Consider the following 12,230-nt stretch of genomic DNA (forward strand, 5'->3'; position numbering starts at 1 on the left):
GGGCGGGGCCTTTCTAGGCGCGGTCGCGGGGGGTGCGGGAGGCGGGGGCGGGCAGTCCCGCGCCGGTCCAGCCGTCCTCGGGACGGTCGAACCAGAGGTGGACCTGGCCGGTGCCGACGGAGTTCTCGTACTCGCCGTACTGGCGGCCCGGGGCGGTGCACGCCTGCTCGCCCAGGGCGCCGGCCATCATCAGGTAGTGGAAGAACTTCGCCTCGGGCCGGTACTTCCAGAACGTGTCCATGGTGTCGAGGACCTTGTCGTGGCGGCCCTGCCGGAACCAGTCGATGCGCTCCAGGTCGGCCGCGCGGGCCTCGGGGGTGAAGATGTGCTCCGGGTCGCTGGCCTCGTGGTCGCGCAGCTCGCGCAGCGGCCAGAAGGTGTGCGACAGCGCGCCGGAGGCGATCAGCAGCACCCGGCGGCCGGGGGTGGCGGCGATGCCGTCGGCCAGCGCGCGGCCCAGGCGCAGATGGTCTTCCATGTCGCCGGTCTGGCAGACGCCGATGGACACCCAGCGCTTGTCGGGCAGGCCCTCGCCGAGGTACTTCCACAGGTTGAGCGTGGCGTAGTAGACCGGCAGGTACGTGTCGTCGATCGGGGTGATCCAGGTGCCGTGCGTGTCGGCGAACGAGGCGATGTTGCGGGCGAGTTCGGGGTCGCCCGGGTAGTCGTAGGGCATGCGGCACATACCGCGCGGCAGTTCCTCGGAGGTGAACAGGCCGGCCCGGCGGCGCTGCGCGGTGACGACGAACTCGACGGTGGTGGCCCAGTGGGAGTCCAGGACGACCACGGTGTCGTAGTCGTCGCGCTCGAAGACGTCCCGGCGCAGTTGCCTGAGACCGGTGACGAGGGTGACCTCCTTGCCCTCGTTCAGTTCCCGGCGGGTCTTCTCGGGGAGCACGATGGTGGGCACATGGGCGAGCAGTCCCGCCCCGACGATCTCACCCATGGTCCTTGAATCCCTTCGGCGCGGTGACGGTGTTCTTGACGTCGCAGTAGAAGTCGAAGCTCCAGGTGCCGCCCTCGCGGCCGACCCCGGAGTGGCGGGAGCCTCCGAAGGGCGCCTTGAGGTCGCGGACGAAGAAGCAGTTGACCCAGACGGTGCCGGCGACCAGGCGTGCGGTGACCCGCGCGGCGCGGTCGGCGTCGCCGGTGGCGACGGTCGCGGCGAGTCCGAAGCGGGTGTCGTTGGCCAGGCGTACGGCCTCGTCCTCGTCGTCGAACGTCTGGAGGGTCAGGACGGGTCCGAAGACCTCCTCCTGCACGATCTCGGAGTCCTGCCGGACGTCGGTGAGCAGGGTGGGGGCGTAGTACTGGCCAGCTCCCCGGTGGCCGCCGATCACCGCGCGGGCCCCCGCCTCCAGCGCGCGCCGCACGAAGCCGTTGATCTTCTCCAGCTGCCGGGGGTGGATGGTGGGCCCGATGTCGGTGGCCTCCTCCCTCGGGTCGCCCTGCCTCAGCGCGGCCGCCTTCTCGGTGAAGCGGCGGGTGAACTCCTCGGCGACCGGGGCCTCGACCAGGATGCGGGTGGCCGCCAGACACACCTGTCCCGCGTTGTCGTACTGCTCGACGGCGAGGTCGGCGGCGAGGTCGAGGTCGGCGTCGGCGAAGACCAGCAGGGGTGACTTGCCGCCGAGTTCGAGACTGAGCGGGGTGAGGTTCGCGGCGGCGGACGCGGCGATGTGCCGGGCGGTCGGCACGGATCCGGTGAAGCTGATGCGGCGCACGTCCGGGTGCGCGGTGAGGGGGTCGCCGACCTCGGAGCCGTAGCCCTGGACGACGTTGAGGACACCGGCGGGCAGTCCGGCCTCGGTGGCGATGTCGGCGAGCAGCGAGGCGGTCAGCGGGGACCATTCGGCGGGCTTGAGGACGACCGTGTCACCGGCCGCGAGTGCGGGGGCGACCTTCCAGGTGGCCAGCATCAGCGGGGCGTTCCACGGGGTGATCAGCACGCAGGGCCCGGCGGGGTCCCAGGTGACGTGGTTGGTGTGGCCGCGGGTGGTGAAGTCCTCGTGGTCCAGTTCGAGCAACCAGTCGGCGAAGAAACGGAAGTTGTGGGCGACGCGGGGCATGACCCCGCGGCGGTGGGAGCGCAGCAGGGCGCCGTTGTCGGTGGTCTCGACCAGGGCGAGTTCCTCCAGGCGCCGCTCGACGCCGTCGGCGATCGCGTGCAGGAGGCGGGCGCGTTCGGCGCGCGGGGTGGCGGCCCAGGCGGGGAACGCGGCCTTGGCGGCGGCGACGGCCGCCGCGGCCTCCATGGCGGTGCCCCGGGAGATCTCGGCCAGGACGCTGCCGTCGATGGGGGACACGTCGGTGAAGGTCTCGGTGGAGGCGACGCGTTCGCCGCCGATGAAGTGCCGGGTGTCGACGGCCACGCCGGCGACGGTGGTGAGGTGTGTGCTCATGCGGTGGGGCTCCTCGGGGTCGTACGGTGCGGTCACTGGGCGCCGGAGGTGTGCGACTCCAGCAGCCGGCCGCCGTCCCAGACCACGCCGACCTGGCGGTAGTACGCGGCGATCGGCTCGCGGATCTCCAGGTGGGCCAGTTCCTCGGTGGGCGAGGCGAACAGCTCCAGGTCGGCGTCGCCCACCCAGGACCGGCCGCCCTCGAAGGAGGCGGCACCGGACTCGACCAGCTCGTCCAGGGCGAGGCCGCCGCCCTTCTCTACGGAGGGCAGCCAGCGGTGGTGGGCCATCGGGTGGGCGTTGACGAAACCGTTGGCCGGGGCGGGTTCGCGCAGGGTGACGACGGCCTGGGCCAGGCGCCGGTCGGCGGCGGCGAGGGTGGCGCCGAAGCGGGCCCCGGCCTCGATGCGGGGGGCGGGCCCGTAGGGGTGGGGGCGGGTCTGGTGGATCGAGCCGAGCTTCTTCGGGTAGCCCTGGTGCAGGCCGCGGGCGATCGCGAAGTCCTTGTCGACCCAGATGTACACGCAGCGGCTGTAGGTCCGGCCCCGGTAGCGGCAGCGGACGACCGCGAACGCCTCCTTGTACTGGGCGAGCACCGGGTCGAGGAGTTCCGCGCCGGAGGCCGAGCAGGACTGCCAGTCGGCCCAGATCAGCGCGACCGCGCCGGGGTCCTCCTCGGCGAGTTCGAGCGGTTCGGGCAGCAGGGCGCGCACCCGGTCCGGGTCGGTGCGGTACTCGACGGTCAGCAGGTCGCCGGAGTAGCGCCAGGGCGGCGCGGGGATCAGCGACGAGGCACCTGTCGCCGTCTTGGGGTGGAGGAATCCGCGGACGGTGGTCATGGCTAGTGTTCCTTAAGCGATGAGGGCGGGCGGCTGCGCCAGGGCGGCGCGGTGGCGGGCGGCGGCCGCGGCGGCGGCCGATCCGCCGAGGGCGGCGACGCCCACCAGACGCCGGCCGCGGTGGTAGCCGACGACCAGGTCCCCGGCCGGGTCGCCGTCGAGGACGCGTACGTCGTCGAGACCGAGCGCGGGCGCGCCGAAGCACTGGAGCCGGACGTCGTGCTGGTCGCTCCAGAAGGTGGGCAGCGGCGCGAACGGCGCGCGGGCCTCTTCGGTGCCGGTGAGATGGGCGGTGAGGGTGCGGGCGGCGTGCCGGGCGGTGTCGCTTGGCATCGACCAATGCTCCACGCGGCGCGGTACGCCGTCGTAGCGGGCGTTGGGGAAGCGGGCGACGTCGCCGACGGCGATGACGTCCGGGCGGCCGCCGGCGCGCAGGTGCGCGTCGGTGCGTACGCCGTCGGTGAGGTCCAGGCCGTTGCCGTCGAGCCATTCGGTGTTGGGGAGGGAGCCGACCGACTCGACCACGACATCGGCGGTGAGGACCGTTCCGTCGGCCAGGACGGCCCCGGTGACGTGGTCGTCGCCCGTGAACGCGGTCACGCCGGTGCCGAGGGCGAACCGCACCCCGCGCCGCTCGTGGCGCGTCAGCAGTGCGGTGGCGAGCAGTTCGCCGAGCGGGCGGACCATGGGCAGCGGCAGCGGGTCGACGACGGTGACCTCGGCGGCGCCGAGGGCGACGGCGGTGGCGGCGACCTCGCAGCCGATGAACCCGGCGCCCACCACGACCACCCGCGCGCCCGGCCGGGCCAGCGCCGTGCGCAGACCCCGGGCGTCGTCCAGGGTGCGCACGGTGTGCCGGCCGGCGCGCGGGCCGGGGCAGGAGAGCCGGCGGGGGCGGGTGCCGGTGGCGACGACGAGTCCGCCGTACGGCAGGGTCTCGCCGTCGGCGAGGGTGACGGTGCGCCGGTCGAGGTCGGCGCGGACGACGCGGGTGCCCAGCCGCCAGCGCACGTCGTGGACGGCGGGGCGGGGTCTGAGGGCGAGCGAGGCGAAGGACGCCCGGCCGGCCAGCACCTCCTTGGAGAGGGGCGGGCGGTTGTAGGGCATGTGGGGTTCGTCCCCCACGAGCGTGACCGGGCCGTCCCAGCCCGCCGCGCGCAGCTGTTCGGCGGCGCGCAGACCGGCCAGGGAGGCACCGGCCACGACGACGGCGGCGGGCACGGCTCAGCCCTCGATCCGGATGGCCTGGAGCGGGCAGACGTCGGCGGCCTCCTCGACGTCGTCGCGCAGTGACTCGTCGGGGTCGGGGACGTGGGCCAGGTGTCCGGTGTCGTCGAAGGAGAAGACGTCGGGGGCGGCGAAGACGCACTGACCGTGGTCCTGGCACTTGTTCATGTCGACGACGACCTTCATGGCCGGTCCTCCTGGGGCTGAGGGGGCGTCGGAGTGGTGGAGAAGGGGCCCGGCCGCGGGGGCCGGGCCCCGGCCAAGGGACACGGGGGGACACCGGATCCCCAACTCGTTTGGCTTCAAACAAGATAGGAAGCGGCAGGGCCCTGGTCAATAGCTATCCGGATGGATAAATTTCCGTGACGACCCTCTTGCGGGAGCGCGTCGCCCAGCCCTACCGTTTGCGGTCAAACAAGCTTGCGGCCTCCTGCCCTCCCGCAGTCCGAGACCGCCTCCCCCTCCGCCTCTTCTTCCGCCTTCTCCCTCCCTCTCCCACCTCTTCCCCCTTCTCCCCCGGCGCCCGAGCCGTCACAGGCGCCCCCTTTCTCCAGAGGAGACACCGGTGAGCGCATCCGACGCACCGTCCGTCCGCCGGCACCTGGAACGCCTGGCCGCCGAGGGCATCGACGTGGTCCGGGTGACCTATCCCGACCTCATCGGCACCGAACGGGCCCGGGACGTCCTGCTCGACCACCTGCCCGCCGCCTGCGACCACGGCCTCGCCTTCTGCCGCGCCGTCTACCACACCAGCCCCCAGGGCGACACGGTCCCCGTCCCCGGCGGCCTCGACGCCGGACTGCCCGACATCTGCGTCCACCCGGACCTGGACGCCCTCACCGCCCTGCCCTGGGAGCCCGGGGTCGCCGCCTGCCTGGGCGACGTCACCGACCCGGCCACCGGACTGCCCGCGCCCGAGTCCCCCCGCGACCTGCTGCGCGCCGTCGTCGAGCGGTGCGCCGAGCACGGGCTGCGCCCGGTGGTGGGCCCCGAGCTGGAGTACTTCCTGTGCGACGCCGCCCCGGAGACGGAGTCCGGCTGGCGCCGCTACAGCGAGGCCCAGGGCGTCGTCTACACCGCGGGGCTGCGCGCGGACGGCGACAACCACCTGCTGCGCACGCTGCGGATGCTGCGCGATCTCGGCATCGGCGTCAGCGGCGGCAACCACGAGTACGACGGCTCCCAGTTCGAGATCAACCTGACCCACTCCGATGCCCTGGAGGCCGCCGACCGCGCCTTCCGCTTCAAGGCGGCCGTCAAGGAACTCGCCCGCAAGGAAGGCCGGCTGGCCACCTTCATGGCCAAACCCTTCAACTCCGCGGGCGGCTCCGGATTCCACCTGCACCTGTCCTGCGTGGACGAGGACGGCGCCGGCGCCTTCGCCGACCCGGCGGCCCCGTACGGCCTCTCCGCGACCGCGCGCCACGCCGTGGCCGGGGTCCTCGCCCACGCGCCCGCGCTCGCCGCGCTCGCCAACCCCACCGTCAACTCCTACAAGCGCTTCGGCCCCGACACCCTCGCGCCCTGGCTGATCGACTGGGGTCTGGACAACCGCAGCGCCATGGTCCGGATCCCGCCGGAGCGCGGCGCGGCGACCCGTTTCGAACTGCGCCTGGGCGACGCGGGCGCCAACCCCTATCTGCTGATCGCGGGAACCCTGGCGGCGGCGCTGCTGGGCGTCCTGGCGGGCGAGGAGCCGCCGGCCCCGCTGGAGGGCTACGGCTACGACTCCGCCCGGTCCGCGGTGCTGCCCGGCAGCCTGCCCGCCGCCCTGGACGCACTGGAGGCGGACACGGCGCTGACCGACCTGCTCGGCAAGGACTTCACCGCCTCCTACCTCACCTACAAGCGCGACGAGGTCGCGCGCTTCCAACGGCACGTCACCGACTGGGAGTTCACCGAGTACGCCTACCACCTGTGACCCCGAGGAGGCACACCCCATGACCCCGACCGCCCCGCTCGTGTCCGAGGCCGTACGCGAGCCGCTGGCCCTGGCCGACGTCGACCTCACCGACCTCGACAACTTCACCGACGGCGTGACCCCCTGGCGCATGTTCCACACCCTGCGCCACGAGGACCCCGTCCACTGGCAGCCCGAGGAATCCCCCAACTCCGGCTTCTGGGCGGTGACCCGGCACGCCGACATCGCCCGCGTCGACCGCGACGCCGAGACGTTCACCTCCACGCGGTTCGTCAATCTGGAGGAGGTCGACGACGACCAGATCGCCCGGCGCGCCTCCCTGCTGGAACTGGACGGAGTCCGCCACCGCGCCCTGCGCCGCCTGCTCCAGCGGCAGTTCGGCGCGGGCGTCATCGACAGCTACGCCGACTTCCTGCGCGGCCTGACCGCCACCACCCTGGACGCGGCGCTGGCCAAGGGCTCCTTCGACTTCGTGAAGGAGGTCTCCGCCGACTTCCCCATCAACGTCCTCGCCCGCCTCCTGGACGTGCCGCCCGAGGACAACCAGCGGCTCATCGACTGGGGCAACCGCATCATCGGCAACACCGACCCCGACTACGCCGACGTGCTCCTGCACAGCGCGGAGAGCGAGCGGTACCGCGATCTGCCCTTCCGCTCCCCCGCCTCGCTGGAGGTCTTCGCCTACGGGCGCGAACTGGCCCGGCGGCGGCGCGGCGGCACCGGCACGGACCTGGTCTCGCGGCTCGTCAACGAGACCCCGCGCGACGGGGTGCCGCTCTCCCCGCAGGACTTCGACAACTACTTCCTGCTGCTGGTCGTCGCCGGCAACGAGACGACCCGGCACACCATCACCCACGCGATGCTGGCCCTCCTCCAGCACCCGGAGCAGTTGGCCCGCCTCCAGGAGGACCCCTCCCTGATCCCCGGCGCGGTCGAGGAGTTCCTGCGCTGGGCCTCCCCCGTCTACCACTTCCGCCGCACCGCCACCCGCGACATCGAACTCGGCGGCCGGCACATCAAGGAGGGCGACAAGGTCGTCATGTGGTTCGCCTCCGGCAACCGCGACGAGGAGGTCTTTCCCGACCCGTACGGCTTCGACGTCACCCGCCGCGACAACGACCACGTCACCTTCGGCAAGGGCAGCCCCCATCTGTGCCTGGGCAATCTGCTCGCCCGCACCGAGATCCGCATCCTGTTCGAGGAACTGGTCCCCCGCCTGTCGGGCATCCGCCTGACCGGCGACGTCCCCCGGGTCCGCTCCAACTTCGTCAACGGCGTCAAGAGACTGCCGGTGGAGGTGACGCTCGCCTGAGGGACACGAGCCGCCTCTCCTTTGGGGGGCCGCACGCCCGCGCGGGGCGGCTCAGGCCGGGGCGGGCGCCGGGCGAGGTGGTGCGGGCAGCGGACGCAGACGGCGACGGAATCGGAGCGGCGAGCAGGACCATCGCGCTGCCGAGCAGCAGCGCCTGATGGTAGCCGTGCCTGAGCAGCGGGGCGGCGAGGAGGGGGCGATGATCTCCGGCGCTGTATCCGGTGGTCAGCAGGGCCACCGCCCGCGACACCCGGAGGTGGGCCCCGACGGCCAGGGCGATCGTACTGACGCCCATGAACGTGGCACCGGACAGCACCGCGGACACGAGTGCCGGTCCCGCGCCGCCGACCAGCGCCGACAGGGCGATACCGACGGCCTGGAGGCCCACCACCAACCAGGCTCCCCCGCCGAGCCGGCCGCCGACGCCCTGCTGGATCGCGGCGACCAGGAAGGTGTTGGCGATGCTGTAGCCGATGCCCTCGAAGGTGCAGCCGGCGAGCAGCGCCGGGAACCAGCGGTGGGCGCGGCCCACGCTCACCAAGCAGCCCGGCAGCATGTCGGTGAGCGCGTGTGACCGCCTCGCCGGCTAGGAGCATGGGTCAGTAACGGGCTTGGCTTCCGCCGAGGCTGGAGCGTGGGGGTCTCGACTGTGCCTTGGGCTGGCCTAGGCTGCCGGTCATGAATCGAGCTATGTCCAGCGGTGTGACCACTGAGCCAGTCATCCTTGACACCATGGAGCTGACTTCCGATCCGGAGCTGGAGGTCCGGTTTGCCGAGTCGGCCCACCGGATCCTGGCGGACCTGGTCAGTGGAGGTGCCGCGCTGGGCTGGGTCGAACCACCCTCGCGGGATGAGGTGGCGGAACTTCTCGGCCACGTCGTCTCTGCGGTGCAGGCCGGGGATGCGGCCCTGCGGGCCGCTTACCTCGACCGTCGGCTTGTCGGCTTGGGGTACTGGCTCCGCTACGCCCGCCCGACCCATCGGCCACACGCCGATCTTGAGAAGATCGCGGTAGATGCTGCTGCCCATGGTCGTGGTGTCGGCCGGGCGCTGACCGCTGCCTTGATCGCTGACGCCCGGGAGACGGGTATCGAGGTCCTCACCCTGGACGCCCGTGGCGACAACACCAACGCCCTGCACCTCTATCGGTCGCTGGGCTTCACCGAATACGGCCGTCTGCCCGACTTCGTCGCCGTCGGCGAACACCGCTACGACAAGGTCTTCTACATGCTGGACTTCCGCCAACAAGGCTGACCACGATCACGCACGAGGGCCCGGCGGCGCCCCGCTGGCGCTTCGCGATCTTTCACGCGAGATGACCACGATATACGTGGTGGGGATGGACTGTTCGAGGTGAGGCGGCCTCCATCGCTGGACGACTGGCTGCCCGAGGACCACCTCGCCCGGTTCGTCGCCGACCTGGTCGACGAGGTACAACGCCCAGGCGGTCGCGGACGAGAAGCACCAGGTCATCACCGCCGCCGACGTGACGACCAACCCCTCGGACACGCTGAACCACACCACCATGCTCGACCGGTCGGCCCGGAACACCGGCCGCCACCCCAAGCAGGCGCTGGTCGACGCCGGCTACTGCTCCGAGGCCAGTCTCGACGCCGCAAGGGAGCGCCAACTGGTCTGCGACACCGACACGTTCATGGCCACCGGACGCCTGGCCCACGACGAGCAGGTCCCACCCACACCGCGCGGACGGATACCAGCGAACGCCACGCTGAAGGAGCGGATGGCCCGCAAGCTGCGGACCAAGCCCGGCAAGGCCGCCCACAGCCGCCGCAAAGCCATCGTCGAACCTGTCTTCGGCCAGATCATGACCTGCCAGAACGGCCGCCAGCTCCTCCTGCGCGGCGAAGACGGCGCTCGCGGCGAGTGGAGCCTGCTGGCCGCCTGCCACAACCTCCGCAAGATCTTCCGACACGCCGGAACCGCCGGACTCGCCGCCATGGCCGGCTGATCAGCCGGGCCCCGGACCCGTCACGGTCCGACCAGGCCGCACACCTGATGGGCAGAACCCCATCCCGGCCTCACAGGCGCCGACTGGACGACCGCGACTGATCCCACCGCTCACGGCCACCCGACCAGTTGCCTGTTACTGACCCACGCTCCTAGATACTCATCACGTACCACTGCCTTCGCGATGAGCCGTGCAGGTACAGGTGGCGGCCTCGCCCGACGGGCTGTGCGTACCGCTTGAGGGGGGCGCCGTTGGGACACCGGCGGGTGGCCGGTAACCCCGCTCGTGGTTGCCACCACTGTCCCAGCGCACCAGGCCGGCCGCGCTGATCGGGTCCACGTAGACACCTTCGTCGAAGCAGGCGCTCCACAGGTGATGGCGCCGGTCCGCCATCAGGTATTCGACGGCGATCCCCATGTCGAATCCATGACGCCGCCGACCGTCGGCACCATGGATCTGCGTGTTCTGGTCCGCCGTTGCACCGTAGCCGTGCAGGACGACCCGCCCGTGGGGCAGCGCGTCCAGGCGGACCACCTGCAGGGTGATGCCCTGCAAGGGCTGCTCCCGGACTGCTGAGCCACTGCTGATGACCAGAACCGCGTCGTACGAGCTGGTGCGCGGTACGGGGGAAGTCCAGCCGTACCGGCTCGTGCGGACCTCCGCGTCGGGGCAGATCAGCCAGAGGGCCCGGCCCCAGGCGTCCACCGTGGTCGCCAGCACCTTCTCGTGGTCGTACTGCCGAGGCAACAGTGCGTACGGACGCAGTGCCACCTTCCTCAAGAAATCACCTCACGGGCGAACGAACATGTCCCGTCCATGATCGCATTCCGCCGGCTCCGCCGGCCGGCCTCCGGCCGGCCGGATGCGGGGGTTCCGTCCCGTGAATCGCGGACCGCCGGGAGCTGTGGAAGCATGGGCCGGGGAACACCCGCGCGTGCCTCATCAGGAGGTCTGCATGTCCTCGAAGCGTCGCCGGAAGAAGAAGGCCCGCCGCAAGCACCAGGCGAACCACGGGCGGCGGCCTCAGTGCTGAGTGCCTGACGGCGCCCGGTACCCGCACGGTCGCACCGTACTCACGGCGCATCCTCCCAGGGTGCGCCGTGGCGGCGTGTGCCGGGCGGGGCGCCCCGCCCGGCACACGCCGCCGGCCGGCTCAGGAACAGCTGCAGTTGCAGCAGTTCGGCGGCGGGGCACAGCAGAAGGACGCGCTCACTTCGGTCATGCCGTGACCCGCCGTCAGCGACTGGCTGTGCTCGTCCTCGGCCAGCGAGCCGAGGTCGAGGTCCAGCGCGAGGTCGGCGACCGCGTCAGCGAGCGAGGGCGTGCCATTGCTGAACTCGTTCATCAGAACCCTCCTTCCCGATTTGACATGCCGTCAACAATGTGTTGGCGACAACGAGTTGGGACACTAGCGTGGCGGTCTCCCCTTGTGAAGGGGATGGACTAGACCATTTGAATCGGTTAGTGTCGGCCGCCGAGAGGCCACGCATCACGGCTTCCGCCGGCGGCTGCGCGCCCGCGGAAGCACATTCCCGCAGCGGCTCCCGATGGAGGTGGCGATGAGGCCGAGACTGCTTCCCGACACACATCTGCTGCCCTCCGACCGAGGTGTGGTGATCAGCGGGCCCCGGCACACCGCCGCCTTCGCGCTGCCGGGCATGTATCCCTGGCTGGAGCGGCTGCGGCCGTTCCTGGACGGCCGCAGCAGCCTGGACCAGCTCACCGCCGGACTCGCGCCGCAGGCCGCCCGGCATGTCCGCACACTGGTGGACCTGCTGGTCAGGGAGGGTTTCGCACGGGATGCCGCACGGGATCTGCCGCACGGACTGAGTCCGCAGATCCGGGCACGGCACGCCGCGCTGATCGACTTCGTCGCGGCGCGCGCCGACTCGCCCGAGCACCGCTTCGAACGGTACCGCGACTGCGCCCCCGTGGTGGTCGGTGCGGGGCGGCTGGCGGGCGCGCTGGTTCTCGCCCTGATCGCCTCGGGTGTGGCCCGCATACGCGTGCACATCGACGAGGCCACGGACGACATGGCCCGGCTGCGGGAATGCGTCGCGCTGCTCGGCGAGGAGGGCTACTGCTTCCGTCACGAGGAGCTGGACGGCCCCCTTGACCGACTCCCGCCCGACACAGGGGTGTTACTGCTCGGTTCCGATGTGTTCACCCCCGATTCCATGGCACGGGCCCACACACTCGCGGAACGTGCCGGGGTGCGCTACGGGCAGGCGGTGGGCCGAGGCGACCACGTCGTGATCAGCACCGTGAGCGATCCCCGCAGTTCGCCGGAGTCACCGGCCCCCGCCGACTCGCCCGACGGCGGCGGCCGGTCCGCGCGGGAGCCCGCAAGCGCCCTGGGCAACGCACGGGCGCGGAAGCCGAGTTCCTACCTCCGCGGCCCGGTCGCCGCGCTCGCCGCCGACCAGCTCTGCCTGCACCTGCTGTACCGGACGGCGGGGCTGGACGGCCCGGACGGCGACGGCCGCCCCTCACCGGTCGCCGAGCCGGTGGCACTGGACCTGCGCACCGGCCGCTTCGTCGGCGCGGACGCGGCGTGACC

The 12,230-nt window shown here is 71.9% G+C and carries 12 protein-coding genes and 1 pseudogene; 5 read left to right on the forward strand and 8 right to left on the reverse strand.

The window, feature by feature from the left end:
* Nucleotides 1-13 precede the first annotated feature (13 nt).
* Genes A8713_RS00880 through A8713_RS00900 form a run of 5 tightly spaced genes read right to left on the reverse strand, consistent with a single transcriptional unit; the run spans nt 14 to nt 4,654 of the window.
* Nucleotides 14-946 carry a 3,4-dihydroxyphenylacetate 2,3-dioxygenase gene (locus A8713_RS00880; RefSeq protein ID WP_064530930.1) on the reverse strand — a complete coding sequence of 311 codons (933 nt, stop codon included), beginning with the start codon at nt 944-946 and terminating at the stop codon, nt 14-16.
* Nucleotides 939-2,402, reverse strand: coding sequence for an aldehyde dehydrogenase (locus A8713_RS00885; protein WP_064537163.1), 1,464 nt, complete (start codon nt 2,400-2,402; stop codon nt 939-941). Before A8713_RS00885 ends, A8713_RS00880 begins: the two co-directional genes overlap by 8 nt.
* A 32-nt stretch (nt 2,403-2,434) precedes the next feature.
* A complete protein-coding gene (locus A8713_RS00890) occupies nt 2,435-3,241 on the reverse strand; it encodes an acetoacetate decarboxylase family protein (RefSeq protein WP_064530931.1) in 807 nt (268 codons plus the stop codon).
* Nucleotides 3,242-3,253: 12 nt separating this feature from the next.
* A complete protein-coding gene (locus A8713_RS00895) occupies nt 3,254-4,462 on the reverse strand; it encodes an NAD(P)/FAD-dependent oxidoreductase (protein WP_064530932.1) in 1,209 nt (402 codons plus the stop codon).
* A 3-nt stretch (nt 4,463-4,465) separates the two neighbouring features.
* Entirely contained in the window at nt 4,466-4,654 is a 189-nt protein-coding gene (locus tag A8713_RS00900) for a ferredoxin (protein WP_064530933.1), read from the reverse strand.
* A gap of 379 nt (nt 4,655-5,033) precedes the next feature.
* Here A8713_RS00900 and A8713_RS00905 point away from each other — a divergent pair, with 379 nt between their 5' ends.
* Nucleotides 5,034-6,389, forward strand: a complete 1,356-nt coding sequence (locus A8713_RS00905; protein ID WP_064530934.1) for a glutamine synthetase family protein — start codon at nt 5,034-5,036, stop codon at nt 6,387-6,389.
* Between the two features lie 19 nt (nt 6,390-6,408).
* The gene (locus A8713_RS00910) at nt 6,409-7,701 is read left to right on the forward strand and encodes a cytochrome P450 (RefSeq protein WP_064530935.1); all 1,293 of its coding nucleotides are present in this window, start codon (nt 6,409-6,411) and stop codon (nt 7,699-7,701) included.
* Here the strand turns inward: A8713_RS00910 and A8713_RS00915 are convergent.
* On the reverse strand, nt 7,667-8,239 hold the full coding sequence (locus A8713_RS00915; RefSeq protein WP_443069692.1) for a hypothetical protein: 573 nt from the start codon (nt 8,237-8,239) through the stop codon (nt 7,667-7,669). The two genes, A8713_RS00910 and A8713_RS00915, sit on opposite strands and share 35 nt — an antisense overlap.
* A gap of 152 nt (nt 8,240-8,391) precedes the next feature.
* Between A8713_RS00915 and A8713_RS00920 the strand changes: the two genes are divergently transcribed.
* Together A8713_RS00920 and A8713_RS00930 are read left to right on the forward strand one after the other, a co-directional pair.
* The gene (locus tag A8713_RS00920; RefSeq protein WP_107440562.1) at nt 8,392-8,955 is read left to right on the forward strand and encodes a GNAT family N-acetyltransferase; all 564 of its coding nucleotides are present in this window, start codon (nt 8,392-8,394) and stop codon (nt 8,953-8,955) included.
* Nucleotides 8,956-9,133: 178 nt separating this feature from the next.
* Nucleotides 9,134-9,670, forward strand: a pseudogene (locus tag A8713_RS00930) (transposase); the annotation flags it as partial.
* A gap of 162 nt (nt 9,671-9,832) precedes the next feature.
* Here the strand turns inward: A8713_RS00930 and A8713_RS00935 are convergent.
* Entirely contained in the window at nt 9,833-10,441 is a 609-nt protein-coding gene (locus A8713_RS00935) for a hypothetical protein (protein WP_237305275.1), read from the reverse strand.
* A gap of 382 nt (nt 10,442-10,823) precedes the next feature.
* Nucleotides 10,824-11,015, reverse strand: coding sequence for a thiomuracin/GE37468 family thiazolyl RiPP peptide (locus A8713_RS00940; protein ID WP_018566125.1), 192 nt, complete (start codon nt 11,013-11,015; stop codon nt 10,824-10,826).
* Between the two features lie 214 nt (nt 11,016-11,229).
* Between A8713_RS00940 and A8713_RS00945 the strand changes: the two genes are divergently transcribed.
* Nucleotides 11,230-12,228: a hypothetical protein gene (locus A8713_RS00945; protein ID WP_159393055.1), complete on the forward strand. Its 999-nt coding sequence runs from the start codon at nt 11,230-11,232 to the stop codon at nt 12,226-12,228.
* Nucleotides 12,229-12,230 lie beyond the last annotated feature (2 nt).

Source organism: Streptomyces sp. SAT1, assembly GCF_001654495.1.
GTDB lineage: Bacteria > Actinomycetota > Actinomycetes > Streptomycetales > Streptomycetaceae > Streptomyces > Streptomyces andamanensis.

What these genes read in the sequence shown, in the direction of transcription:
- A8713_RS00900 (WP_064530933.1), bottom strand. Translation starts at nt 4,654, where the DNA reads ATGAAGGTCGTCGTCGACATGAACAAGTGCCAGGACCACGGTCAGTGC.
- A8713_RS00945 (WP_159393055.1), top strand. Translation starts at nt 11,230, where the DNA reads ATGAGGCCGAGACTGCTTCCCGACACACATCTGCTGCCCTCCGACCGA.
- A8713_RS00920 (WP_107440562.1), top strand. Translation starts at nt 8,392, where the DNA reads ATGTCCAGCGGTGTGACCACTGAGCCAGTCATCCTTGACACCATGGAG.
- A8713_RS00890 (WP_064530931.1), bottom strand. Translation starts at nt 3,241, where the DNA reads ATGACCACCGTCCGCGGATTCCTCCACCCCAAGACGGCGACAGGTGCC.
- A8713_RS00885 (WP_064537163.1), bottom strand. Translation starts at nt 2,402, where the DNA reads ATGAGCACACACCTCACCACCGTCGCCGGCGTGGCCGTCGACACCCGG.
- A8713_RS00880 (WP_064530930.1), bottom strand. Translation starts at nt 946, where the DNA reads ATGGGTGAGATCGTCGGGGCGGGACTGCTCGCCCATGTGCCCACCATC.
- A8713_RS00940 (WP_018566125.1), bottom strand. Translation starts at nt 11,015, where the DNA reads ATGAACGAGTTCAGCAATGGCACGCCCTCGCTCGCTGACGCGGTCGCC.
- A8713_RS00910 (WP_064530935.1), top strand. Translation starts at nt 6,409, where the DNA reads ATGACCCCGACCGCCCCGCTCGTGTCCGAGGCCGTACGCGAGCCGCTG.